The organism is Streptomyces sp. NK08204, from assembly GCF_020400585.1.
Classification (GTDB): Bacteria; Actinomycetota; Actinomycetes; order Streptomycetales; family Streptomycetaceae; genus Streptomyces.
The window spans coordinates 113540-137940 of record NZ_JAINVF010000014.1 but is presented as its reverse complement, the minus strand read 5'-3'; the positions used below and the strand labels follow the sequence as shown (position 1 = coordinate 137940).

At 71.6% G+C, this 24401-nt stretch carries 22 protein-coding genes; 20 read left to right on the top strand and 2 right to left on the bottom strand.

Annotated features, from left to right (window positions below; genetic code table 11):
* Window positions 1-117 precede the first annotated feature (117 nt).
* The 4 genes from K7G59_RS21840 (at window position 118) to nusB (ending at window position 3165) form a co-directional block, all read left to right on the top strand.
* Window positions 118-924, top strand: coding sequence for a Pro-rich N-terminal domain-containing protein (locus tag K7G59_RS21840; protein ID WP_225836745.1), 807 nt, complete (start codon window positions 118-120; stop codon window positions 922-924).
* A gap of 80 nt (window positions 925-1004) precedes the next feature.
* Window positions 1005-2111 (top strand): aminopeptidase P family protein, encoded by a 1107-nt coding sequence (locus tag K7G59_RS21835; RefSeq protein ID WP_225836743.1) that lies wholly within the window; start codon window positions 1005-1007, stop codon window positions 2109-2111.
* 50 nt (window positions 2112-2161) lie between these two features.
* A complete protein-coding gene (efp, locus tag K7G59_RS21830) occupies window positions 2162-2728 on the top strand; it encodes an elongation factor P (protein WP_225836740.1) in 567 nt (188 codons plus the stop codon).
* 2 nt (window positions 2729-2730) lie between these two features.
* A complete protein-coding gene (gene nusB, locus K7G59_RS21825) occupies window positions 2731-3165 on the top strand; it encodes a transcription antitermination factor NusB (protein WP_225836738.1) in 435 nt (144 codons plus the stop codon).
* Between the two features lie 186 nt (window positions 3166-3351).
* Here nusB and bldD read toward each other — a convergent pair whose 3' ends face one another.
* Window positions 3352-3855: a transcriptional regulator BldD gene (gene bldD / locus K7G59_RS21820; RefSeq protein ID WP_014671524.1), complete on the bottom strand. Its 504-nt coding sequence runs from the start codon at window positions 3853-3855 to the stop codon at window positions 3352-3354.
* A gap of 252 nt (window positions 3856-4107) precedes the next feature.
* On the opposite strand from bldD, the gene pyrR reads away from it, so the two are divergent.
* From pyrR to K7G59_RS21750, 14 genes are all read left to right on the top strand, one after another.
* A complete protein-coding gene (gene pyrR, locus K7G59_RS21815) occupies window positions 4108-4689 on the top strand; it encodes a bifunctional pyr operon transcriptional regulator/uracil phosphoribosyltransferase PyrR (protein ID WP_225836734.1) in 582 nt (193 codons plus the stop codon).
* 98 nt (window positions 4690-4787) lie between these two features.
* Entirely contained in the window at window positions 4788-5801 is a 1014-nt protein-coding gene (locus tag K7G59_RS21810; RefSeq protein ID WP_225836731.1) for an aspartate carbamoyltransferase catalytic subunit, read from the top strand.
* Window positions 5802-5806: 5 nt separating this feature from the next.
* Window positions 5807-7093: a dihydroorotase gene (locus tag K7G59_RS21805; RefSeq protein WP_225836728.1), complete on the top strand. Its 1287-nt coding sequence runs from the start codon at window positions 5807-5809 to the stop codon at window positions 7091-7093.
* Window positions 7090-7728, top strand: coding sequence for a hypothetical protein (locus K7G59_RS21800; protein WP_225836725.1), 639 nt, complete (start codon window positions 7090-7092; stop codon window positions 7726-7728). The genes K7G59_RS21805 and K7G59_RS21800 overlap by 4 nt, the downstream gene beginning before the upstream one ends.
* Entirely contained in the window at window positions 7725-8867 is a 1143-nt protein-coding gene (gene carA, locus K7G59_RS21795) for a glutamine-hydrolyzing carbamoyl-phosphate synthase small subunit (protein WP_225836724.1), read from the top strand. The genes K7G59_RS21800 and carA overlap by 4 nt, the downstream gene beginning before the upstream one ends.
* Window positions 8860-12168, top strand: coding sequence for a carbamoyl-phosphate synthase large subunit (gene carB, locus K7G59_RS21790; RefSeq protein ID WP_225836721.1), 3309 nt, complete (start codon window positions 8860-8862; stop codon window positions 12166-12168). Before carA ends, carB begins: the two co-directional genes overlap by 8 nt.
* A gap of 65 nt (window positions 12169-12233) precedes the next feature.
* A complete protein-coding gene (locus K7G59_RS21785) occupies window positions 12234-13340 on the top strand; it encodes a quinone-dependent dihydroorotate dehydrogenase (protein ID WP_225836720.1) in 1107 nt (368 codons plus the stop codon).
* Entirely contained in the window at window positions 13337-14191 is an 855-nt protein-coding gene (pyrF, locus tag K7G59_RS21780) for an orotidine-5'-phosphate decarboxylase (RefSeq protein WP_225836718.1), read from the top strand. Before K7G59_RS21785 ends, pyrF begins: the two co-directional genes overlap by 4 nt.
* Window positions 14192-14469: 278 nt before the next feature.
* Window positions 14470-14793 carry an integration host factor gene (locus tag K7G59_RS21775; RefSeq protein ID WP_003977346.1) on the top strand — a complete coding sequence of 108 codons (324 nt, stop codon included), beginning with the start codon at window positions 14470-14472 and terminating at the stop codon, window positions 14791-14793.
* Between the two features lie 60 nt (window positions 14794-14853).
* A complete protein-coding gene (gene gmk / locus K7G59_RS21770; protein WP_225836716.1) occupies window positions 14854-15411 on the top strand; it encodes a guanylate kinase in 558 nt (185 codons plus the stop codon).
* A 38-nt stretch (window positions 15412-15449) separates the two neighbouring features.
* A complete protein-coding gene (gene rpoZ, locus K7G59_RS21765) occupies window positions 15450-15722 on the top strand; it encodes a DNA-directed RNA polymerase subunit omega (protein ID WP_005319902.1) in 273 nt (90 codons plus the stop codon).
* A gap of 112 nt (window positions 15723-15834) precedes the next feature.
* Window positions 15835-17037, top strand: a complete 1203-nt coding sequence (coaBC, locus tag K7G59_RS21760) for a bifunctional phosphopantothenoylcysteine decarboxylase/phosphopantothenate--cysteine ligase CoaBC (protein ID WP_225836714.1) — start codon at window positions 15835-15837, stop codon at window positions 17035-17037.
* A 264-nt stretch (window positions 17038-17301) separates the two neighbouring features.
* The gene (gene metK / locus K7G59_RS21755) at window positions 17302-18510 is read left to right on the top strand and encodes a methionine adenosyltransferase (protein WP_225836712.1); all 1209 of its coding nucleotides are present in this window, start codon (window positions 17302-17304) and stop codon (window positions 18508-18510) included.
* A gap of 122 nt (window positions 18511-18632) precedes the next feature.
* Window positions 18633-20786 carry a primosomal protein N' gene (locus K7G59_RS21750; RefSeq protein WP_225836710.1) on the top strand — a complete coding sequence of 718 codons (2154 nt, stop codon included), beginning with the start codon at window positions 18633-18635 and terminating at the stop codon, window positions 20784-20786.
* Window positions 20787-20886: 100 nt separating this feature from the next.
* On the opposite strand, the gene K7G59_RS21745 is transcribed toward K7G59_RS21750, so the two are convergent.
* A complete protein-coding gene (locus K7G59_RS21745) occupies window positions 20887-21435 on the bottom strand; it encodes a hypothetical protein (protein ID WP_225836707.1) in 549 nt (182 codons plus the stop codon).
* A gap of 257 nt (window positions 21436-21692) precedes the next feature.
* Between K7G59_RS21745 and fmt the strand changes: the two genes are divergently transcribed.
* Together fmt and K7G59_RS21735 are read left to right on the top strand one after the other, a co-directional pair.
* Window positions 21693-22625, top strand: coding sequence for a methionyl-tRNA formyltransferase (gene fmt / locus K7G59_RS21740; RefSeq protein WP_225836705.1), 933 nt, complete (start codon window positions 21693-21695; stop codon window positions 22623-22625).
* Window positions 22626-22690: 65 nt separating this feature from the next.
* Window positions 22691-24109, top strand: coding sequence for an RsmB/NOP family class I SAM-dependent RNA methyltransferase (locus K7G59_RS21735; protein WP_225836703.1), 1419 nt, complete (start codon window positions 22691-22693; stop codon window positions 24107-24109).
* The last annotated feature ends 292 nt before the right edge of the window (window positions 24110-24401 follow it).

The window sequence follows — 24401 nt, the reverse complement described above, 5'->3', positions numbered from 1 at the left end:
TCAGGGAGCCCCCGGTCGTTTCACCAAACGACGGCCGGGGACGGTACGGTTCGGTGGGCAGCGGGCTCGCCCCCGCTGCCGGCAGGAACGGAAATGCACGAGACGGAGTGGCTACGGATGCAGCACGCAGTGGGGTCTCCGCTGCCGCAGCCCCACCAGCCGGGGCAGGGGCCGCACGCCGGCTGGGCACCGGCCGCACACCACCCGGGCCCGCCCCCGGGAGCCCCCCAGGGCACCGTCCCGGTGCCGCCGGCACCCCAGGTGCCCCCGGCCCCGGACACCACCGGTCATGTGCCACTGCCGCCCGGCGGACCGGTCGGCGTCCCCGCCGAGTCCCCGGCCCCGGCCACGGTCCCGGACCCGACGACCACCACCCTGGCCGTGCTGCTGATCGGCCCGGCCGGGGCCGGCAAGACCAGCGTGGCCAAGTACTGGGCGGACCACCGCCGGGTGCCCACCGCCCACATCAGCCTGGACGACGTCCGCGAATGGGTCCGCTCGGGCTTCGCCGACCCCCAGTCCGGCTGGAACGACAACAGCGAGGCCCAGTACCGCCTGGCCCGCCGTACCTGTGGCTTCGCCGCGCGGAACTTCCTGGCCAACGGCATCTCGTGCATCCTCGACGACGCGGTCTTCCCCGACCGCCCGGTCGTGGGGCTCGGCGGCTGGAAGCGCCACGTGGGCCCCGGCCTCCTCCCGGTCGTCCTGCTCCCGGGCCTCGACATCGTCCTGGAGCGCAACGCCGAACGCACCGGCAACCGCCGTCTCACCGACGAGGAGGTGGCCCGCATCCATGGCCGCATGGCGGGCTGGTACGGCTCGGGCCTCCCGATCATCGACAACTCCCAGCTGGATGTACCGGGCACGGCGAGGGTGCTGGACGAGGTCCTGGCAAGGGCGATAGCGAGCCCCCCGAGCTGGTGATCAGGGCCATGCACCTGCCCGCGGACCCACTCGGCCCTGAAAAATCGGCACAACCCGGACAAAACTCCTACGCTCGTCTCATGTCAGAGGTGTACGCGACCCGCCGATCCCGGCTGAGAGAGCGCTGCTACGCGTCCGGTGCCCCCGCCGCCCTGGTGTCCCGCCCTGCCAACGTGCGGTACCTGGCGGGCGCCGCCCCGCAGGGCTCCGTCCTGCTCCTCGGCAAGAGCGAGGACGTTCTCGTCTGCGCCGTGCCGCCCGACGACCGTCCCGCCGAGGGGCGCCCGGACGAGCACCTGCGGCTGCACATCCTGTCCGAACCCGGTGGTGACTCCGCGGTCACGGCGGCCGACCTCGCCGTGGCGCAGGAGGCCGACGCACTCGCCGTCGAGGAGCACCACCTCACCGTCAGCCGCTACAGAGCCGTCGCCTCCGTGGTCCCCCGTCTCCGCCTCACCGACCTCGGCGGCGCCGTGGAGCAGCTCAGGGTGGTCAAGGACGAGGAGGAGATCTCCTGTCTGCGCATCGGCGCCGAGATCGCCGACCAGGCACTCGGCGAGCTGCTGGAGTCCATCCTGGTCGGCCGCACCGAGCGGCACCTCGCGCTGGAGCTGGAGCGGCGGCTGGTCGATCACGGCGCCGACGGTCCCGCCTTCCCGACCTCCGTGGCCACCGGGCCGAACGCAGGCCGCCGTGGCCACCGCCCGACCGACCGGCGAGTGGAGGAGGGCGACTTCCTGTCCGTCTGCCTCGGGGCCACCTACCGCGGCTATCGCTGCGAGATCGGCCGGACCTTCGTCATCGGCACCTCGCCCGCCGACTGGCAGATCGAGTTGTACGAAGTGGTCTTCGCCGCCCAGCGCGCCGGACGCGAGTCCCTGGCACCCGGTGCGGCCTACCGTGACGTGGACCGGGCAGCACGCCAGGTGCTGGACTCCGCGGGCTATGCGGAGGCACTGCCACCGCTGACCGGACACGGTGTCGGGCTCGAAATCGACGAGGACCCGCAGCTGGGCCCCGCGGCCATGGGTAAACTGGACGCTTGCGTGCCGGTCACCGTCGAACCGGGGGTCCACCTCCCGGGCCGGGGCGGCGTCCGGATCGATGACACGCTCGTCGTACGCCCCGAGGCGGACGGCGGTCCCGAGCTACTCACCATCACGACCAAGGAGCTGCTCGCCCTCTAGGAAGGTGCGCGCCCCCGGGGTCGTACGTCAGTCCAGGAGATTCCGCAACCGTGGCTTCCACGAACGACCTCAAGAACGGCATGGTGCTCAAGCTCGAAGGCGGCCAGCTCTGGTCCGTCGTCGAGTTCCAGCACGTCAAGCCCGGCAAGGGCCCGGCCTTCGTGCGCACCAAGCTCAAGAACGTGCTGTCCGGCAAGGTCGTCGACAAGACCTTCAACGCCGGCGTCAAGGTCGAGACGGCCACTGTCGACAAGCGCGACATGCAGTTCTCGTACATGGACGGCGATTACTTCGTCTTCATGGACATGGAGACCTACGACCAGCTCCACATCGACAGGAAGGCCGTCGGCGACGCCGCGAACTTCCTGATCGAGGGCTTCACCGCCACCGTCGCGCAGCACGAGGGCGAGGTCCTCTTCGTCGAGCTGCCCGCCGCCGTCGAGCTGACCATCGCCGAGACCGAGCCGGGCGTCCAGGGCGACCGCTCCACCGGCGGCACCAAGCCCGCCACCCTGGAGACCGGCCACCAGATCCAGGTTCCGCTCTTCATCACCACCGGTGAGAAGATCAAGGTCGACACCCGTACGAGCGACTACCTCGGCCGGGTGAACAGCTAACCGTGGCTGCCCGCAACACGGCCCGCAAGCGCGCCTTCCAGATCCTCTTCGAGGGCGACCAGCGTGGCGCCGACGTTCTGACCGTCCTCGCCGACTGGGTGCGGCACTCCCGGACGGACACCCGGCAGCCGCCGGTGAGCGAGTACACGATGCAGCTGGTCGAGGGCTACGCGGTGCACGCCAGGCGCATCGACGAGCTGATCGCCCAGTATGCCGTCGGCTGGACGCTCGACCGGATGCCGGTCGTCGACCGCAACCTGCTGCGTCTGGGCGCCTACGAGCTGATCTGGGTGGACGAGACGCCGGACGCCGTCGTCCTGGACGAGATGGTGCAGCTCGCGAAGGAGTTCTCCACGGACGAGTCGCCCGCGTTCGTCAACGGCCTGCTCGGCCGGCTCAAGGAGCTGAAGCCGACGCTGCGCCGGGACGAGGCGTAAGCGGTACGAGAGAACGCCTGGGAGGGCCCGCAGCGCTTGCTGTGGGCCCTCCTGCGTGTCCGGACGCCCCTCCTGGCGTATGTGTACCCCCGTGTCCCACGAGGCGCGCAGAAAGCCGCCGGGGTGGCCGGAACCGTACAGTTCCAGCCACCCCGGCGGCACGTTTCTGCTGAGCTGTCGGGCGACTCAGGCCTCTTCGTGCGTGGCCACGGCGCGGCGTGCGTCCGCGTCCAGGACACCCCAGCTGATCAGCTGCTCGGTGAGCACCGAGGGGGACTGGTCGTAGATGACGGCGAGTGTGCGCAGGTCGTCCTGGCGGATCGACAGCACCTTGCCGTTGTAGTCACCGCGCTGGGACTGGATCGTCGCGGCGTAGCGCTGCAGGGGGCCTGCCTTCTCGGCCGGCACGGTGGCCAGCCGCTCCAGGTCGAGCACCAGCTTCGGCGGCGGCTCGGCGGCGCCGCCCGGCGTGGTGCCCGGCAGCAGCTCCTGCACAGGAACGCCATAGAAATCGGCCAGCTCGGCGAGGCGCTGCACGGTGACGGCACGGTCGCCGCGCTCGTACGAACCGACCACGACGGCCTTCCAGCGCCCCTGGGACTTCTCCTCGACACCGTGGAGGGAAAGGCCCTGCTGGGTGCGGATGGCCCGGAGCTTGGCCCCGAGCTGTTTGGCGTATTCGCTGGACATATAGCTCCCCGGACACTGTGTCGACGCGGCCGGCTGTTGTCCCGCCGCGCGGCTGGTAACTCACTGTGAGGTTACGCAGCGTGACTCTTGTGCGTCAAGCCGAATGGTCCACCCCGACTGTTCCGTGGTAGTGAGGCCCACTTGGGCCGAGGGGGTGATCAGGGCCCCGGCCAGGACCTGCTAACGTGTATGGCGCAAATCCGACGTCCTTTAAGGTCCGTCCCGTGAGGCGGAGAAGGAGGTCCGTTTCGTATGGACAAGCACGACACGCACGCCAGTCCGCAGGCGTCCGGTGCGAGGCCCGTTCTCGAGGGCCCCGACATCGCACGGGTGCTGACCCGTATCGCCCACGAGATCGTCGAGCGCGCCAAGGGCGCCGACGACGTGGTGCTCCTCGGCATTCCGACCCGGGGCGTCTTCCTGGCCCAGCGCCTCGCCGCCAAGCTGGAGCAGATCACCGACCGCAAGGTCCCGGTCGGCTCGCTCGACATCACCATGTACCGCGACGACCTGCGCATGCACCCGCCGCGTGCGCTGGCCCGCACCGAGATCCCCGGTGACGGCATCGACGGCTGTCTGGTGGTCCTCGTCGACGACGTGCTCTTCTCCGGCCGCACCATCCGCGCCGCCCTGGACGCCCTGAACGACATCGGGCGCCCGCGTGCGGTGCAGCTCGCGGTCCTGGTCGACCGCGGCCACCGTGAACTGCCCATCCGCGCCGACTACGTCGGCAAGAACCTCCCCACGTCGTTGCGGGAGACGGTCAAGGTCCAGCTCGCCGAGGAGGACGGTCGCGACACCGTGCTGCTCGGTGTGAAGCCGGCCGGCCAGTAGCAAGCCGGACGCAGGGTGCGACCGCTTCAGCGCGCTCACCCATGCGTGGGTCTGCCCGGAATCTCCCAGAACCTGAACTGCCTTACGGAGCCTGACAGATGCAGCGTCATCTCATCTCGGCCGCCGACCTCTCCCGCGACGACGCCGTCCTGATCCTCGACACCGCCGAGGAGATGGCCCGGGTCGCCGACCGGCCGATCAAGAAGCTGCCGACCCTGCGCGGCCGCACCGTGGTCAACCTCTTCTTCGAGGACTCCACCCGCACCCGGATCTCCTTCGAGGCCGCCGAGAAGCGGCTGTCCGCGGACGTCATCAACTTCTCCGCCAAGGGCTCCAGCGTGTCCAAGGGCGAGTCCCTGAAGGACACCGCCCAGACCCTGGAGGCGATGGGCGTCGACGCCGTCGTCATCCGGCACGGCGCCTCCGGAGCCCCCTACCGCCTCGCCAACTCCGGCTGGATCGACGCCGCCGTCATCAACGCCGGTGACGGCACCCACCAGCACCCCACCCAGGCCCTGCTGGACGCCTTCACCATGCGCCGCCGCCTGGTCGGCCGCGATGCCGGGATAGGCCAGGACCTCGCCGGAAAGCGCATCACCGTCGTCGGTGACGTCCTGCACAGCCGGGTCGCCCGCTCCAACGTCGACCTGCTGCACACCCTCGGCGCCGAGGTCACCCTGGTCGCGCCGCCCACCCTGGTGCCGGTCGGCGTCGAGAACTGGCCCTGCGCGGTGTCGTACGACCTGGACAGCGTGCTGCCCAAGAGCGACGCGGTGATGATGCTGCGCGTCCAGCGCGAGCGGATGAACGCCGCCTTCTTCCCGACCGAGCGCGAGTACTCGCGGCGCTACGGCCTCGACGGCGACCGCATGGCCAAGCTGCCCGAGCACGCCATCGTGATGCACCCCGGCCCGATGGTCCGCGGCATGGAGATCACCGCCGAGGTCGCCGACTCCGACCGCTGCACCGCCGTCGAGCAGGTCGCGAACGGAGTCTCCATCCGGATGGCCGTGCTGTACCTGCTGCTGGGCGGGAACGAGCCCGCCGTCACCCACACCCGCCCTTCCGACGAGAGCTCCGCGCACACCACCTTCGCGGCCGAGGAGAAGTAATCCCCATGAGCAAGATCCTGATCCGTGGTGCGAAGGTACTCGGCGGCGAGCCGCAGGACGTGTTGATCGACGGCGGGACGATCGCCGGGACCGGCACCGGCCTCAGCGCCGAGGGCGCCGAGGTCGTCGAGGCCGGCGGCAAGGTCCTCCTGCCGGGCCTGGTCGACCTGCACACCCACCTGCGCGAGCCCGGCCGCGAGGACTCCGAGACCGTCCTGACCGGCACCCGCGCCGCCGCCTCCGGCGGGTACACGGCCGTCTTCGCCATGGCCAACACCTTCCCGGTCGCCGACACCGCCGGCGTCGTCGAGCAGGTCTGGCGGCTCGGCCGCGAGCACGGCTACTGCGACGTGCAGCCCATCGGCGCCGTCACCGTCGGTCTGGAGGGCAGGAAGCTCGCCGAGCTGGGCGCCATGCACGAGTCCGCCGCCGGTGTCACCGTCTTCTCCGACGACGGCAAGTGCGTGGACGACGCCGTGATCATGCGCCGGGCGCTGGAGTACGTGAAGGCCTTCGGCGGCGTCGTCGCCCAGCACGCGCAGGAGCCGCGGCTCACCGAGGGCGCCCAGATGAACGAGGGCGTCGTCTCCGCCGAGCTGGGCCTGGGCGGCTGGCCGGCCGTCGCCGAGGAGTCGATCATCGCCCGGGACGTGCTGCTCGCCGACCACGTCGGCTCCCGCGTCCACATCTGCCACCTGTCGACCGCCGGCTCCGTGGAGATCGTCCGCTGGGCCAAGTCCCGCGGCATCCAGGTCACCGCCGAGGTCACCCCGCACCACCTCCTGCTCACCGACGAACTGGTGCGCACCTACAACCCCGTCTACAAGGTCAACCCGCCGCTGCGCACCGAGCGCGACGTGATGGCCCTGCGCGAGGCCCTGGCCGACGGCACGATCGACATCGTCGCCACCGACCACGCCCCGCACCCGCACGAGGACAAGGACTGCGAGTGGGCCGCCGCCGCCATGGGCATGGTCGGCCTGGAGACCGCCCTGTCGGTGGTGCAGGAGACCATGGTCGACACCGGCCTGCTGGACTGGGCGGGCGTCGCCGACCGCATGTCCTTCAAGCCCGCGCAGATCGGGCAGGCCACCGGGCACGGCCGTCCCGTCTCGGTTGGTGAGCCCGCCAACCTGACGCTCGTCGACACGGCATACCGTGGCTCGGTGGACCCCGCGGGCTTCGCCTCGCGCAGCCGCAACACGCCCTACGAGGGACGCGAGCTGCCGGGCCGTGTGACCCACACGTGGCTGCGGGGGAAGGCCACCCTCGTCGACGGGAAGCTCACGTGACACCTGCAACTGTGCTGGCAGCCGGAATCGCCACGGGACTGGCGGCCGAGAGGAGATCGGCCTCGGTGACCCACTGGGGCGCCCGCATCGGCTGGCTCGTCGGACTCGTCCTGTTCGTGGCGCTCGTCTACTGGCTGATGCGTGAGGGCTGGAAGTGGCGCGGCACCCTCCAGAGCGACCTTCCCGAGCTGCCCACCCGCCCGTCTCCCGCCTCCACCCTCGGCGGAGGCGGCAAGCCGCCGCTGTCTGGAATGCCGGACGGGCCCGGCGAGGCGAGACTGACCATGAGTGGCCGCTACCACGGCTCCACCACCGCCGGTCAGTGGCTGGACCGCATCGTGGCCCACGGCCTCGGCACCCGCAGTCGTGTCGAGCTGACCCTCACGGAGGCCGGTCTGGACGTCGAACGCCCCGGGGCGACCGACTTCTTCGTCCCGGCCGCACAACTGCGCGGGGCCCGGCTGGACAAGGGCATCGCCGGCAAGGTGCTGACCGAAGGCGGCCTGCTCGTGGTGACCTGGGCACACGGCGACAAACTGATCGACTCGGGCTTCCGCTCCGACCACGCCGCGGAGCACGCCGCATGGGTCGACACCCTGAACGACATGATCAACGACACGGAAGGCGCACGATGACGACCTCCACCAGGGGAACTGCCAGGGTTCCCGCCGTACTCGTCCTGGAGGACGGCCGCACCTTCCGCGGCCGGGCCTACGGGGCCGTGGGGGAGACCTTCGGCGAGGCCGTGTTCTCCACCGGCATGACCGGCTACCAGGAAACCCTCACCGACCCGTCCTACGACCGCCAGATCGTCGTGGCGACCGCGCCGCAGATCGGCAACACCGGCTGGAACGACGAGGACGACGAGTCGAGCCGCATCTGGGTCTCCGGCTACGTCGTGCGCGACCCCGCACGCGTGCCGTCCAACTGGCGCGCCAAGCGCTCCCTGGACGACGAGCTGGCCGCCCAGGGCGTGGTCGGCATCTCCGGGATCGACACCCGCGCCCTCACCCGCCACCTGCGCGAGCGCGGCTCCATGCGCGCCGGCATCTTCTCCGGTGAGGCGATCGCCGCCGAGGCCGAGCTGCTGGAGCGCGTGCAGGCCCAGCCGCACATGAAGGGCGCGAGCCTCTACGAGGAGGTCGCGACCAAGGAGGCGTACGTCGTCCCCGCGATCGGCGAGAAGCGCTTCACCGTCGCCGCCGTCGACCTCGGTATCAAGGGCATGACCCCGCACCGCATGGCCGAGCGGGGCATCGAGGTGCACGTCCTGCCGGCCACGGCCTCCGTGGAGGACGTCTACGCCGTCGATCCCGACGGTGTGTTCTTCTCCAACGGTCCCGGCGACCCGGCCACCGCGGACGGCCCCGTGGCCCTGATGACCGCCGTCCTGGAGCGCAGGACGCCCCTGTTCGGCATCTGCTTCGGCAACCAGATCCTCGGCCGCGCCCTCGGCTTCGGCACCTACAAGCTGAAGTACGGCCACCGCGGCATCAACCAGCCGGTCCAGGACCGTACGACCGGCAAGGTCGAGGTCACCGCGCACAACCACGGCTTCGCCGTGGACGCCCCGCTCGACAAGGTCAGTGAGACGAAGTTCGGCCGCGCCGAGGTCTCTCACGTCTGTCTGAACGACAACGTAGTGGAGGGGCTGCAGCTGCTCGACCAGCCGGCCTTCTCCGTCCAGTACCACCCCGAAGCGGCAGCGGGCCCGCACGACGCCGCCTACCTGTTCGACCGCTTCGTTTCCCTGATGGAGGGCCAGCGTGCCTAAGCGCACCGATATCCAGTCCGTCCTGGTCATCGGCTCCGGCCCGATCGTCATCGGCCAGGCCGCCGAATTCGACTACTCCGGCACCCAGGCGTGCCGCGTGCTCAAGGCCGAGGGCCTGCGCGTCATCCTCGTCAACTCCAACCCGGCGACGATCATGACCGATCCGGAGATCGCCGACGCCACCTACGTCGAGCCGATCACCCCCGAGTTCGTCGAGAAGATCATCGCCAAGGAGCGCCCCGACGCCCTGCTGCCCACCCTGGGCGGCCAGACCGCGCTCAACACCGCCATCTCGCTGCACGACAACGGCGTCCTGGAGAAGTACGGCGTCGAGCTGATCGGCGCCAAGCCCGAGGCGATCCACAAGGGCGAGGACCGCGAGCAGTTCAAGGCCGTCGTCGACGCCGTCAACGCCAAGATCGGCCACGGCGAGTCCGCCCGCTCGGTGATCTGCCACTCCATGGACGACGTCCTGGGGGGCGTCGAGCAGCTCGGCGGCTACCCCGTCGTCGTCCGCCCCTCCTTCACCATGGGCGGCGCCGGTTCCGGCTTCGCCCACGACGAGGACGAGCTGCGCCGCATCGCCGGGCAGGGCCTCACGCTCTCCCCGACCACCGAGGTGCTCCTGGAGGAGTCCATCCTCGGCTGGAAGGAGTACGAGCTGGAGCTGATGCGCGACAAGCACGACAACGTCGTGGTCGTCTGCTCCATCGAGAACTTCGACCCCATGGGCGTGCACACCGGCGACTCGATCACCGTCGCGCCCGCGATGACGCTGACCGACCGCGAGTACCAGATCCTGCGGGACATCGGCATCGCCGTCATCCGCGAGGTCGGCGTCGACACCGGCGGCTGCAACATCCAGTTCGCGGTGAACCCGGTCGACGGCCGCGTCATCGTCATCGAGATGAACCCGCGCGTGTCGCGGTCCTCGGCGCTCGCCTCCAAGGCGACCGGCTTCCCGATCGCGAAGATCGCCGCGAAGCTCGCCGTCGGCTACACGCTGGACGAGATCCCGAACGACATCACGCGGGAGACCCCGGCCTCCTTCGAGCCGACCCTCGACTACGTGGTCGTCAAGGCCCCGCGGTTCGCCTTCGAGAAGTTCCCGCAGGCCGATTCCACGCTGACCACCACCATGAAGTCGGTCGGCGAGGCCATGGCCATCGGCCGCAACTTCACCGAGGCCTTCCAGAAGGCGCTGCGCTCCCTGGAGAAGAAGGGCAGCCAGTTCACCTTCGTCGGCGACCCCGGTGACAAGGGCACGCTGCTCGACGAGGCCGTACGGCCCACCGACGGCCGGATCAACACGGTCATGCAGGCCATCCGCGCGGGCGCCACGCCCGAGGAGGTCTTCGAGGCCACCAGGATCGACCCGTGGTTCGTCGACCAGCTGTTCCTGATCAAGGAGGTCGCGGACGAGCTGGCCGAGGCTCCCGAGCTGACCCGCGAGCTGCTCGCCGAGGCCAAGCGGCACGGCTTCTCCGACCAGCAGATCGGCGAGATCCGCGGCCTGCGCGAGGACGTCGTCCGCGAGGTACGGCACGCCCTCGGTATCCGCCCGGTCTACAAGACGGTCGACACCTGCGCCGCCGAGTTCGCCGCGAAGACCCCGTACTTCTACTCGTCCTACGACGAGGAGTCCGAGGTCGCCACCCGCGAGAAGCCCGCGGTGATCATCCTGGGCTCCGGCCCCAACCGCATCGGCCAGGGCATCGAGTTCGACTACTCCTGCGTCCACGCCTCCTTCGCGCTGTCCGACGCCGGGTACGAGACCGTGATGGTCAACTGCAACCCGGAGACCGTCTCCACGGACTACGACACCTCCGACCGCCTGTACTTCGAGCCGCTCACGCTGGAAGACGTGCTGGAGATCGTCCACGCGGAGTCCCTCGCCGGCCCGATCGCGGGCGTCATCGTCCAGCTGGGCGGTCAGACCCCGCTGGGTCTCGCGCAGGCCCTGAAGGACAACGGCGTGCCGATCGTCGGCACCTCCCCGGAGGCGATCCACTCCGCCGAGGACCGCGGCGCCTTCGGCCGCGTCCTCGCGGAGGCGGGTCTGCCCGCGCCCAAGCACGGCACCGCCACCACGTTCGAGGGCGCCAAGGCCATCGCCGACGAGATCGGTTACCCGGTTCTCGTCCGGCCGTCCTACGTCCTCGGCGGGCGCGGCATGGAGATCGTCTACGACGAGACCCGCCTCGCCTCCTACATCGCCGAGTCGACCGAGATCAGCCCCTCCCGGCCGGTCCTCGTCGACCGTTTCCTGGACGACGCCATCGAGATCGACGTCGACGCCCTCTACGACGGCGAGGAGCTGTACCTCGGCGGTGTCATGGAACACATCGAGGAGGCCGGCATCCACTCCGGCGACTCGGCGTGCGCCCTGCCCCCGATCACCCTCGGCGGCTTCGACATCAAGCGGCTGCGCGCCTCCACCGAGGCCATCGCGCGCGGTGTCGGGGTGCGCGGTCTGATCAACATCCAGTTCGCGATGGCGGGTGACATCCTCTACGTCCTGGAGGCCAACCCGCGCGCCTCCCGTACGGTTCCCTTCACCTCGAAGGCGACCGCGGTGCCGCTGGCCAAGGCCGCCGCCCGCATCTCGCTGGGCGCCACCATCGCCGAGCTGCGCGCGGAGGGCCTGCTCCCGGCGAACGGCGACGGCGGCGAACTGCCGCTGGACGCGCCGATCTCCGTCAAGGAGGCGGTCATGCCGTGGTCGCGCTTCCGTGACATCCAGGGCCGCGGCGTCGACACCGTCCTCGGCCCGGAGATGCGCTCCACCGGCGAGGTCATGGGCATCGACTCCGTCTTCGGCACGGCGTACGCCAAGTCGCAGGCGGGTGCCTACGGCCCGCTGCCGACGAAGGGCCGCGCGTTCATCTCGGTGGCCAACCGGGACAAGCGCTCGATGATCTTCCCGGCCCGTGAGCTGGTCGCGCACGGCTTCGAGCTGATGGCCACGTCCGGCACGGCCGAGGTCCTCAAGCGGAACGGCATCAACGCCACCATCGTGCGCAAGCAGTCCGAGGGCCCCGGCCCGAACGGCGAGCGCACCATCGTCCAGCTCATCCACGACGGCGAGGTCGACCTCATCGTCAACACCCCGTACGGCACCGGTGGCCGCCTCGACGGCTACGACATCCGTACGGCGGCCGTGGCGCGCTCGGTGCCGTGCCTGACGACCGTCCAGGCGCTTGCCGCGGCGGTCCAGGGCATCGACGCCCTCAACCACGGTGACGTGGGTGTCCGTTCGCTCCAGGAACACGCGGAACACCTGACCGCGGCCCGCGACTAGCAGCCACGAGGGGGACACCGGAAACGGTGTCCCCCTCGTCATGAGGACCCGAGGACTTTTCCGAGATGTACAAGCTGTTCTTCCGTCTGGTTTTCAAACGGATGGACCCCGAGGAGGCCCATTACCTGGCCTTCCGCTGGATCCGCCTCGCCGTCCGGATCCCCGTGCTGCGCACGTTCATCGCCGCGGCGCTCGCGCCCCGCCACAAGGAGCTGCGCACGGAGGCGTTCGGGCTGCGCATGCACGGCCCGTTCGGACTGGCCGCCGGCTTCGACAAGAACGCCGTGGCGATCGACGGGATGTCGATGCTCGGCTTCGACCACGTCGAGATCGGCACGGTCACCGGGGAACCGCAGCCCGGCAACCCCAAGAAGCGGCTGTTCCGGCTGGTCCCGGACCGGGCTCTGATCAACCGCATGGGCTTCAACAACGACGGCTCGCTCGCCGTCGCCGCCCGCCTCGCGACCCGGGAGCCGGTCTTCAGGACCGTCGTCGGTGTCAACATCGGCAAGACCAAGGTCGTCCCGGAGGCGGAGGCCGTCACCGACTACGTGAAGTCCGCCGAGCGGCTCGCGCCGTACGCCGACTACCTGGTCGTGAACGTGTCGTCGCCCAACACGCCGGGTCTGCGCAACCTCCAGGCCACCGAGGCGCTGCGTCCGCTGCTGAGCGCCGTGCGCGAGGCCGCCGACCGTACGGTCGCCAACCGGCGCGTCCCGCTCCTGGTGAAGATCGCCCCGGACCTCGCGGACGAGGACATCGACGCCGTCGCCGACCTGGCCGTGGAGCTGGGCCTGGACGGCATCATCGCCACCAACACCACCATCGCGCGCGAGGGCCTCGGCCTGAGGTCCGGAGCTTCGCTGGTGCAGGAGACCGGCGGGCTCTCCGGCGCCCCGCTCAAGGCGCGCTCCCTGGAGGTGCTGCGCCGCCTGTACGCGCGCGTGGGCGACCGGATCACCCTGGTGGGCGTCGGCGGCATCGAGACCCCCGAGGACGCCTGGCAGCGCATCCTGGCCGGTGCCACGCTGATCCAGGGCTACAGCGCCTTCATCTACGAGGGCCCCTTCTGGTGCCGAGCGATCCACAAGGGCCTCGCCGCGCGACTGCGCACCAGTCCGTACGCCACCCTCGCCGACGCGGTCGGCGCCGACGTGAGGAAGCCGGCATGACCAGCACGACCCCGTACGAGCCCTTCGGCGCCCGGCTGCGCCGCGCCATGGACGAGCGCGGCCCGCTGTGCGTCGGCATCGACCCGCACGCCTCCCTGCTCGCTGAGTGGGGCCTGGACGACGACGTGGCCGGTCTGGAGCGGTTCAGCCGCACGGTCGTCGAGGCGGTGGCCGACCGGGTCGCCGTGATGAAGCCGCAGAGCGCGTTCTTCGAGCGGTTCGGCTCGCGCGGCGTCGCCGTCCTGGAGAAGGTGGTCCAGGAGGCGCGCGAGGCGGGCACCCTGATCGTGATGGACGCCAAGCGCGGAGACATCGGCTCCACCATGGCCGGCTACGCCGAGGCCTTCCTGCGCCCCGGCGCCCCGCTGTTCTCCGACGCCCTCACCGTCTCGCCCTACCTCGGCTACGGCTCGCTCAGCCCGGCCGTCGCGCTGGCCAGGGAGAGCGGCGCCGGCCTGTTCGTGCTGGCCCTGACCTCGAACCCGGAGGGTCCCGAGGTGCAGCACGCCGTCCGCGCGGACGGCCGGAACGTGGGCGCGACCATGCTGCGCCACCTGGCGGCCGAGAACGCGGGGGAGGAGCCGCTGGGCTCCTTCGGGGCCGTCGTGGGCGCCACGGTCGGCGACCTGTCGTCGTACGACCTCGACATCAACGGTCCACTGCTCGCACCCGGCGTCGGGGCGCAGGGGGCGACGCCGGCGGACCTGCCCAAGGTCTTCGGGTCCGCGCTGCACAACGTCGTCCCGAACGTCAGCCGGGGTGTTCTGCGTCACGGTCCCGAGGTCGGGGCGCTGCGCGCGGCGGCCGAGCGCTTCGCCGAGGAGATCGGGACCGCTGTCGGCGCCTCCTGAGTCCGCGCGGGGGCGATGTGAGGGTGGATACTTTCCCAAATCGAGGGCAATATGTCTGAAATGTCCGGCCTGACGGAGGCTGACCAGGACTTTTCCGCTGTTCTCGCTGACTCCGGCGCGCTTGCCCGCTAGTCTCCGAGCAGTGGGGGCACCTCCCACGCCCTCAAGGCAGTGGGGGAGAGCGGGCGAAGTGTGTTGCTCGTAGCTCCCCAGGTGTGGGGCGACTAGGTTCCTCACCGGTCCGTATCCGACAGTTCGACATCCGAGGTGACGTAGGCGTGGCTCTTCCGCCCCTTACCCCTGAACAGCGCGCAGCCGCGCTCGAAAAGGCCGCCGCGGCTCGCCGGGAGCGGGCCGAGGTCAAGAATCGACTCAAGCACTCCGGCGCCTCCCTGCACGAGGTCATCAAGCAGGGCCAGGAGAACGACGTCATCGGCAAGATGAAGGTCTCGGCCCTGCTGGAGTCCCTTCCGGGCGTGGGCAAGGTCCGCGCCAAGCAGATCATGGAGCGTCTGGGCATCTCCGAGAGCCGCCGCGTGCGTGGTCTCGGTTCCAACCAGATCGCTTCCCTGGAGCGTGAGTTCGGCAGCACCGGCTCCTGAGTCCGGGTCCCGCCCGACCGGGAGTCCCGGGCACTCCGGGATTGCTGGAATAATCGCTGCATGAGTGAACGTCCGCGGCTGACCGTGCTCTCCGGCCCCTCGGGGGTCGGCAAGAGCACGGTCGTCGCCCATATGCGCAAGGAACACCCCGAGGTCTGGCTCTCGGTGTCGGCCACCACCCGCAGCCCCCGCCCCGGCGAGCGGCACGGAGTCCACTACTTCTTCGTCACCGACGAGGAGATGGACAAGCTGATCGCCAACGGTGAGCTGCTGGAGTGGGCCGAGTTCGCCGGCAACCGCTACGGCACGCCCCGTGCGGCCGTGCAGGAGCGACTGGAGAACGGCGAGCCCGTCCTGCTGGAGATCGACCTCCAGGGCGCCCGGCAGGTCCGTGAGTCCATGTCCGAGGCCCAGCTGGTGTTCCTGGCTCCGCCCTCCTGGGACGAGCTGGTGCGCAGGCTCACCGGTCGGGGCACCGAGCCGCCCGAGGTCATCGAGCGCCGCCTGGAGGCGGCCAGGACCGAGCTGGCGGCCGAGCCGGAGTTCGACGTGACCCTGGTCAACACCTCCGTCGAGGGCGTGGCGCGTGAGCTGCTAGCCTTGATGGACGTTGTGTGATTGTGTCTGATCTTTTCCCCTCTTTCGGAAGGTAGAGCGTGTCCTCTTCCATCACCGCGCCCGAGGGCATCATCAACCCGCCGATCGACGAGTTGCTTGAGGCCACCGACTCCAAGTACAGCCTCGTGATCTACGCGGCCAAGCGTGCCCGCCAGATCAACGCGTACTACTCCCAGCTGGGCGAGGGCCTCCTCGAGTACGTCGGTCCGCTCGTCGACACCCACGTTCACGAGAAGCCGCTCTCGATCGCCCTGCGCGAGATCAACGCCGGTCTGCTGACGTCCGAGGCCATCGAGGGCCCGGCCCAGTAGTACTCGCAGTAGTACTTTCAGATCGCGGTTGACTTTTCCACAGGCCCGGCAGCACGACTGCCGGGCCTGTGGTGTCTGATGGACTCGTAGGTTGCCGAGCCGGGGAGAGACGGTGGACAAGCCCAAGGTCGTTCTGGGGGTCAGTGGCGGCATCGCCGCGTACAAGGCGTGCGAGCTGCTGAGGAGGCTCACGGAGTCGGGTCACGACGTCCGCGTCGTGCCCACCGCCTCCGCCCTGCACTTCGTCGGCGCCGCCACCTGGTCCGCCCTGTCCGGCAACCCGGTCTCCACCGAGGTCTGGGACGACGTCCACGAGGTCCCGCACGTCCGCATCGGGCAGCACGCCGACCTCGTCGTGGTGGCGCCTGCGACCGCCGACATGCTCGCCAAGGCGGCCCACGGCCTCGCGGACGACCTGCTGACCAACACCCTCCTCACGGCCCGCTGCCCGGTGGTCTTCGCCCCGGCGATGCACACCGAGATGTGGGAGCACCCGGCCACCCAGGAGAACGTGGCCACCCTGCGCCGGCGCGGCGCGGTCGTCATCGAGCCCGCGGTCGGCCGTCTCACCGGTGTCGACACCGGCAAGGGCCGGCTCCCCGACCCGGCGGAGATCTTCGAGGTCTGCCGCCGGGTGCTGGCCCGCGGCGTCACCACGCCCGACCTCGTCGGCCGCCATGTCGTCGTCTCCGCGGGCGGCACCCGCGAGCCCCTGGACCCGGTCCGCTTCCTCGGCAACCGCTCCTCCGGCAAGCAGGGCTACGCCCTCGCCCGCACGGCCGCGGCCCGCGGCGCCCGGGTGACGCTGATCGCCGCCAACTCCACGCTGCCCGACCCGGCCGGCGTGGACGTCGTCCCGGTCGGCACCGCCGTCCAGCTCCGCGAGGCCGTCCTCAAGGCCGCGGCGGACGCCGACGCCGTCGTCATGGCCGCCGCCGTCGCGGACTTCCGCCCGGCGGCGTACGCGGCCGGCAAGATCAAGAAGAAGGACGGCAAGGACCCCGATCCGATCGTCCTGGTGCGCAATCCCGACGTCCTCGCGGAGATCTCGGCCGAGCGCGCCCACCCCGGACAGGTCGTCGTCGGCTTCGCCGCCGAGACCGACGACGTCCTCGCCAACGGCCGGGCCAAGCTGGCCCGCAAGGGCTGCGACCTCCTCGTGGTCAACGAGGTGGGCGAGAGCAAGACCTTCGGCGCGGAGGAGAACGAGGCGGTCGTACTGGGCGCCGACGGCAGTGACACGCCCGTCCCGCACGGTCCCAAGGAGGCGCTCGCCGACGTCGTCTGGGACCTCGTCGCCGCCCGCCTGGCCTGACGCGGTTCAGGCCGTCAGGTCCGGGGTCTGCGGTCCGTCCGGCCTCTTGCTCCGGACCGGTCATGTTCGCGGGGCGCCTCTGGCCAAGGCCGCGCACGATTGTGCAGAATGCCCGTGCCGCAGGTCACAGCGCTCCCAAGAGGCGAGACACGTGAACCGGCGGCCGAGTGCGACCGATAAACTGTTCCCGGACGACGCCGGGCGCAGCCCCCCGTGTCGTCCGTCAATGATCAGCCAGCAGCCGCTGCAACCCCAGGGAGCGTTGTGTCCCGTCGCCTGTTCACCTCGGAGTCCGTGACCGAGGGTCACCCCGACAAGATCGCTGACCAGATCAGCGACACCATCCTCGACGCGCTGCTGCGCGAGGACCCGTCCTCGCGCGTCGCGGTCGAGACTCTGATCACCACCGGCCTGGTGCACGTGGCCGGCGAGGTCACGACCAAGGCGTACGCGGACATCGCGACCCTCGTCCGCAACAAGATCCTCGAGATCGGCTACGACTCCTCGAAGAAGGGCTTCGACGGCGCTTCCTGTGGCGTTTCGGTCTCGATCGGCGCGCAGTCCCCGGACATCGCGCAGGGTGTCGACACGGCGTACGAGTCCCGGGTCGAGGGTGACGAGGACGAGCTGGACCGGCAGGGCGCGGGCGACCAGGGCCTGATGTTCGGCTACGCGACGGACGAGACGCCGACGTTCATGCCGCTGCCGATCTTCCTCGCGCACCGTCTGTCGGCGCGCCTGTCCGAGGTCCGCAAGAACGGCACCATCCCCTACCTGCGCCCGGACGGCAAGACCCAGGTCACCATCGAGTACGACGGCGACAAGGCGGTCCGCCTGGACACCGTGGTCGTCTCCTCCCAGCACGCCTCGGACATCGACCTGGAGTCCCTCCTCGCCCCCGACATCCGCGAGTTCGTCGTGGAGCCCGAGCTGAAGGCGCTGCTCGACGACGGCATCAAGCTGGACACCGAGGGCTACCGCCTGCTGGTCAACCCGACCGGCCGCTTCGAGATCGGCGGTCCGATGGGTGACGCCGGCCTGACCGGCCGCAAGATCATCATCGACACCTACGGAGGCATGGCCCGCCACGGCGGCGGCGCCTTCTCCGGCAAGGACCCGTCCAAGGTCGACCGCTCGGCCGCCTACGCGATGCGCTGGGTCGCCAAGAACGTCGTCGCGGCCGGCCTCGCCGCCCGCTGCGAGGTCCAGGTCGCCTATGCGATCGGCAAGGCCGAGCCTGTCGGCCTGTTCGTCGAGACCTTCGGCACCCACAAGGTCGACACCGAGAGGATCGAGAAGGCCATCGACGAGGTCTTCGACCTGCGCCCGGCCGCGATCATCCGTGACCTCGACCTGCTGCGCCCCATCTACTCCCGGACCGCCGCCTACGGCCACTTCGGCCGCGAGCTGCCCGACTTCACCTGGGAGCGCACCGACCGCGTGGACGCCCTGCGCAAGGCCGCGGGCCTGTAAGCCCACCACGAACGCCCAGCGAGGCCCGGTGTCCCTTCGGGGTGCCGGGCCTTGTGGCGTCCTCTGCCCCCCGAGGCTGCTCGCGCGGTCGTTTGTCAGTGCTGTTTGGTAAGAATGCAAGCGTGAGCAGCGAGAACGGGCCGGGGGGCGGCGGGGGCGAAGGGGCGCCGCCGGAGCAGCTTGCGCTCATTCGGGAGAGTGTGCGCGGGGCCAGGGTGCCGCGGGCCAAGCCGCGTACCTGGCGGGGGGCGGCGCTGGCCAAGGAGCTGCCCGTCGCACGGGTGCTGGTCGACAAGGGTGTGCTGCATCTCGACCGGTACTTCGACTACGCCGTGCCCGAGGAGCTGGACGCGGACGCGCAGCCCGGGGTGCGGGTGCGGGTGCGGTTCGGCGCCGGGCGGCACCGGGTGCGCGAGGGGCGCCGGGAGGGCGGAGGACTCGTCGACGGCTTCCTCGTCGAGCGGCGGGCCGAGTCCGACTACTCCGGGCCGCTGGCCGCGCTGGCCCAGGTCGTGTCGCCCGAGCCGGTGCTGAACGAGGAACTGCTCGGGCTCGCGCGAGCCGTCGCCGACCGGTATGCGGGCAGCCTCGCCGATGTGCTGCAACTCGCCGTGCCGCCCCGGAGCGCGCGCGCCGAGCGGCGGCCGTCGCCCGAGCCCCTGCCACCGCCGGCCGCGCCCGACGCCGGGTCGTGGGTGCGGTACGAGCACGGGGGCGCCTTCCTCGACTCGCTGGTCTGCGGAGGAGCACCGAGGGCGGTGTGGAACGCCCTGCCGGGGCCGCTGTGGAGCGAGGAGCTGGCCCGGGCCGTCGCCGCGACGCTCGCCTCGGGACGCGGCGCGCTCGTCGTCGTACCGGACGGGCGGGCCGCCGCGCGGGTCGACGCCGCGCTGACCACGGTGCTCGGCGAGGGCCGGCACGCGCTGCTCACCGCCGACGCCGGACCCGAGAAGCGGTACGAGCAGTGGCTCGCCGTGCGGCGCGGCTCCGTGCGCGCGGTCGTGGGGACCCGGGCGGCCATGTTCGCCCCCGTACGGGACCTGGGGCTCGTCGCCATATGGGACGACGGCGACGACAGCCACAGCGAGCCGCACGCCCCGCAGCCGCACGCCCGTGACGTGCTGCTGCTGCGTGCCGCGCTGGACCGGTGCGCCTTCCTGCTGGGCGGCTTCAGCTGCACGGTGGAGGCCGCGCAGCTCGTGGAGAGCGGCTGGGCACGCCCCCTGGCCGCCGGGCGGGACCAGGTACGACGGGCCGCGCCGCTCGTGCGGACCGTCGGCGACGGCGACCTCGCGCGGGACGAGGCCGCCCGCGCCGCCCGGCTGCCCACCCTGGCCTGGCAGGTCGTGCGGGAAGGGCTGCGGCACGGACCGGTGCTGGTGCAGGTGCCCCGGCGCGGTTACGTGCCGCGCCTGGCGTGCGTCCAGTGCCGTGCCGCTGCCCGGTGCGGGCACTGCTCCGGGCCGCTCCAGGGCCAGGACGCGGGCCTTCTGCGCTGCGACTGGTGCGGGCGTGAGGAAGCCGCCTGGCACTGCCCGGAGTGCGGCGGCTTCCGGCTCCGGGCCCAGATCGTCGGTGCCCGCCGTACCGCCGAGGAACTGGGCCGGGCCTTTCCCGCCGTACCGGTGCGCACCTCCGGACGGGAGCACGTGCTGGACACCGTGCCGGGCACACCCGCGCTGGTCGTGAGCACACCGGGCGCCGAACCGGTCGCCGAGGGCGGCTACGCGGCGGCCCTGCTGCTGGACGGCTGGGCCATGCTCGGCCGCCCCGACCTGCGGGCCGGGGAGGACGCGCTGCGCCGGTGGATCGCGGCCGGGGCGCTCGTACGGCCGCAGAGCGAGCGCGGGACCGTGGTCGTCGTCGCCGAGCCGACCTTGCGTCCCGTGCAGGCTCTCGTGCGGTGGGACCCTGTCGGGCACGCGGTGCGGGAGCTGGCCGAACGGGCGGAACTGGGCTTCCCGCCGGTGTCGCGGATGGCCTCCCTGTCCGGGGCGCCGACTGCCGTGGCCGAGTTCCTGGGATCGGCCGAACTGCCTCCGGACGCAGAGGTGTTGGGCCCGGTTCCGGTCCCGCCCACACCACCCGGCCGCCCACGCCGACCCGGTGCGCCCCCGCCCGGGGAGCACTGGGAGCGTGTCCTCGTCCGCGTACCACCGGGCAGCGGCGCGGCCCTGGCCACTGCCCTGAAGCACGCGATGGCCGCCCGCATGGCACGGGGAAGCGGTGAGGCGGCGCGGGTGCGGGTGCGGATCGACCCGCCGGACATCGGATGACGAGGAGGCCCGGCCGGCTCCTGGCCGACCGGGCCCCCGGTGGGTGCGGACATGTGTCTGCCCTCCCGGCCGTGCTCGGGGAGGGCAAGGGTGAGGTGCGTCAGCCGTTGCGTGGGCTCGGAAAGGCCGGGGGGCGGACGTCGTCGCGGAGGGCCGGGCTGCCGGCGGTGGGCTGGGTCGGCATCGAGCGGGCGGGGGCGGGGACCGTCGGCTCGGCCACAGGCAGGCCGGTGTTCACATTGACCGTGCGGGAGCCGGACGGCTCCGCGGTCCGCTCGGCCTCGGCGGCTGCCTGGGCCGCGGCGCGGCGGGCACCGTAACGGCGGTGCACCGCCTGCTTGGTGACCCCGAGCGCGGAGCCCACCGCGTCCCAGGAGAAGCCGAGCGAGCGGTCGAAGTCCACGGCGGCCGTGACCAGGGTTTCGACGCTGTCCCGGAGTTCCTGGGCGAGACGGACCGTCGGGGCGGGGGCACGTCCGTAGACGACGAAGCCCGTGGAGGGGCCGGAGCGGCGCGGGCGGTAGACATTGCCCAACTGGGCGGTGAGCGTGCGCAGCGCGTCCACCTGGCGGCGGACCCGCTCGATGTCCCGCACCAGCAGGTGCAGGCTGGCCCGGGCCTGGGCGTCGTGGGTTGCGTGGTCGGCCATGAACAAGCCTCTCGAACCGGCGTTGAAAGGAATTGGGCCGCGAAAGGGGCCCGATGTGGTCAACTCTTTCTTGACCAACGCGCCTGCGGTCCCCTGGTCACGGTGTGGGGGCGTATGGGCATATGCGTACGCCGTTCGCCCGCTCGCACACCACCTGTCCGGTGGGCCGAGAAGCCCGGTGGGGTGGTGGAGGGGGAGCCGGCCATAGACTGGTGCGCTGCCCGTCCAACCCCGCCCCGAGAGGCCCGATCCCGCCCATGAAGCTCGTCTTCGCCGGTACCCCCGAGGTCGCCGTTCCCGCTCTGGACGCCCTGATCGCCTCCGGGCGGCACGAGGTGGCCGCCGTCGTCACGCGGCCCGACGCGCCGGCCGGGCGGGGGCGCAGGCTGGTCGCGTCCCCCGTGGCCGAGCGGGCGGAGGAGGCCGGGATCGAGGTGCTGAAGCCGGTCCGGCCGCGCGACCCGGAGTTCCTGGAGCGGCTCAGGGAGATCGCGCCCGACTGCTGCCCCGTCGTCGCCTACGGCGCCCTGCTGCCCAGGGAGGCCCTGGACATCCCGGCGCACGGCTGGGTCAACCTGCACTTCTCGCTGCTGCCCGCCTGGCGCGGAGCCGCGCCCGTCCAGCACTCCATCATGGCCGGGGACGAGATCACCGGCGCGTCCACCTTCCTCATCGAGGAGGGCCTGGACTCGGGGCCCGTCTACGGAACGGTCACCGAGGAGATCCGGCCCACCGACACCAGCGGTGACCTGCTCACCCGGCTCGCCTTCGCCGGTGCCGGACTGCTCGCCGCGACCATGGACGGCATCGCGGACGGCACCCTGAAGGCCGTACCGCAGCCCGCCGAGGGCGTCACCCTCGCGCCGAAGATCACCGTCGAGGACGCGCAGGTCGACTGGGCCACGCCCGCGCTGCGCGTGGACCGGGTGGTGCGCGGCTGCACCCCAGCGCCCGGCGCCTGGACGACCTTCCGTGGCGAGCGGCTCAAGCTGATCCAGGTCAGGCCCGTGCCCGAGCACGCCCTCCTCGGCCCCGGGCAGCTCGCCGTCGGCAAGAACACCGTGCACGTCGGCACCGGTTCCTACGCCGTCGAGCTGCTGTGGGTGCAGGCCCAGGGCAAGAAGCCGATGCGCGCGGCCGACTGGGCGCGGGGCGTCCGTATCAGCGAGGGCGAGACCCTCGGCCGCTGAGGGGCCGCCGTGTCCCGACGTACGCTGGGATTCGCACGTCAACTGATATCCGGAGCACCTTTTTCGTGAGTGAGCAGTCCCGGCGGCCCCACAGGCCCGCCAAGCCCTACCGTCGTCCCGAGAAGGACCCCGTCCGCATGCTCGCCTTCGAGGCGCTGCGCGCGGTGGACGAGCGGGACGCCTACGCCAACCTCGTGCTGCCGCCGCTGCTGCGCAAGGCACGGGACAAGGGCGGGTTCGACGCCCGTGACGCCGCCTTCGCCACCGAGCTCGTGTACGGGACGCTGCGCCGCCAGGGCACGTACGACGCGGTCATCGCCGCCTGCATCGACCGGCCGCTGCGCGAGGTCGACCCGCCGGTGCTCGACGTGCTCAGCCTCGGCGTGCACCAGCTGCTCGGGACGCGGATCCCCACGCACGCGGCCGTGTCCGCCTCCGTGGAGCTGGCGCGGGTCGTGCTCGGCGACGGGCGGGCCAAGTTCGTCAACGCCGTGCTGCGCAAGGTGGCCCAGGACGACCTCGACGGCTGGCTGGAGAAGGTCGCTCCGCCCTATGACGAGGATCCGGAGGACCATCTCGCGGTCGTGCACTCCCATCCGCGCTGGGTCGTCTCCGCGCTGTGGGACTCCCTCGGGGGCGGCCGGGCCGGGATCGAGGAGCTGCTGGCGGCCGACAACGAGCGGCCCGCGGTGACCCTCGTGGCGCGGCCGGGGCGGGCCACCGCCGAGGAGCTGCTGCGCGAGGACGCGGCCGTGCCGGGGCGCTGGTCGCCGTATGCCGTGCGGCTCGCCGAGGGTGGCGAGCCGGGCGCCGTCGAAGCGGTGCGCGAGGGGCGGGCCGGGGTGCAGGACGAGGGCAGTCAGCTGGTCGCCCTCGCCCTGGCCAACGCGCCGCTGGAGGGGCGCGACGAGAAGTGGCTCGACGGGTGCGCGGGGCCAGGCGGCAAGGCGGCGCTGCTCGCCGCCCTGGCCGCCGAGCGGGGGGCCGCGCTGCTCGCCTCCGAGAAGCAGCCGCACCGGGCCGGGCTGGTCGCGAAGGCGCTGGAAGGGAATCCCGGGCCCTGTCAGGTGATCGCCGCCGACGGGACCCGACCGCCGTGGCAGCCCGGCACCTTCGACCGCGTGCTGATGGACGTGCCCTGCACCGGGCTCGGCGCCCTGCGCCGGCGGCCTGAGGCCCGGTGGCGGCGGCGCCCCGAGGACCTGGACAACTTCGCGCCGCTCCAGCGCGCCCTGCTGCGCACCGCGCTCGACTCCGTGCGCGTCGGCGGGGTCGTCGGCTACGCGACCTGCTCGCCGCACCTGGCCGAGACCCGCGCGGTCGTCGCCGACGTGCTCAAGCAGCGCCCGGAGAGCGAACTCATCGACGCCCGTCCGCTGCTGCCCGGCGTCCCCGCGCTCGGCGAGGGGCCGGACGTACAGCTGTGGCCGCATGTGCACGGCACGGACGCGATGTACCTGGCGCTGATCCGGCGGACCGGCTGAACGGACGCCGGTCCGCACCGGATGACCTGCGGCCCGGCGGCCCGGGCGCCAGGCCTGGCGCTCACCGCCGGCCGCAGCGGCTGACGGAGAGACCGGCCGGCCCGCTGATCGGCGGACCCTGTCCTGGCGGACCGGGGGCGGGGCCGCTGCCGTGGAGGGGCTCCCGGGACCGCTTTCCATGTCGGCCCGGACCGGCGAACCCGCCTCCCCGGCCGACCCTGCTCACCGAGCCTCGCCGATCCGTGGGCCTGCTGGTCCGGTGGTCCTGTGGCTGCTGTTCGTGGGCTTGCTG

Excerpts from the sequence above, each read along its gene's own strand:
- K7G59_RS21840 (WP_225836745.1), top strand. The coding sequence starts at position 118 with ATGCAGCACGCAGTGGGGTCTCCGCTGCCGCAGCCCCACCAGCCGGGG.
- K7G59_RS21835 (WP_225836743.1), top strand. The coding sequence starts at position 1,005 with ATGTCAGAGGTGTACGCGACCCGCCGATCCCGGCTGAGAGAGCGCTGC.
- bldD (WP_014671524.1), bottom strand. The coding sequence starts at position 3,855 with ATGTCCAGCGAATACGCCAAACAGCTCGGGGCCAAGCTCCGGGCCATC.
- pyrR (WP_225836734.1), top strand. The coding sequence starts at position 4,108 with ATGGACAAGCACGACACGCACGCCAGTCCGCAGGCGTCCGGTGCGAGG.
- K7G59_RS21810 (WP_225836731.1), top strand. The coding sequence starts at position 4,788 with ATGCAGCGTCATCTCATCTCGGCCGCCGACCTCTCCCGCGACGACGCC.
- K7G59_RS21805 (WP_225836728.1), top strand. The coding sequence starts at position 5,807 with ATGAGCAAGATCCTGATCCGTGGTGCGAAGGTACTCGGCGGCGAGCCG.
- carA (WP_225836724.1), top strand. The coding sequence starts at position 7,725 with ATGACGACCTCCACCAGGGGAACTGCCAGGGTTCCCGCCGTACTCGTC.
- K7G59_RS21785 (WP_225836720.1), top strand. The coding sequence starts at position 12,234 with ATGTACAAGCTGTTCTTCCGTCTGGTTTTCAAACGGATGGACCCCGAG.
- pyrF (WP_225836718.1), top strand. The coding sequence starts at position 13,337 with ATGACCAGCACGACCCCGTACGAGCCCTTCGGCGCCCGGCTGCGCCGC.
- gmk (WP_225836716.1), top strand. The coding sequence starts at position 14,854 with ATGAGTGAACGTCCGCGGCTGACCGTGCTCTCCGGCCCCTCGGGGGTC.
- K7G59_RS21745 (WP_225836707.1), bottom strand. The coding sequence starts at position 21,435 with ATGGCCGACCACGCAACCCACGACGCCCAGGCCCGGGCCAGCCTGCAC.
- fmt (WP_225836705.1), top strand. The coding sequence starts at position 21,693 with ATGAAGCTCGTCTTCGCCGGTACCCCCGAGGTCGCCGTTCCCGCTCTG.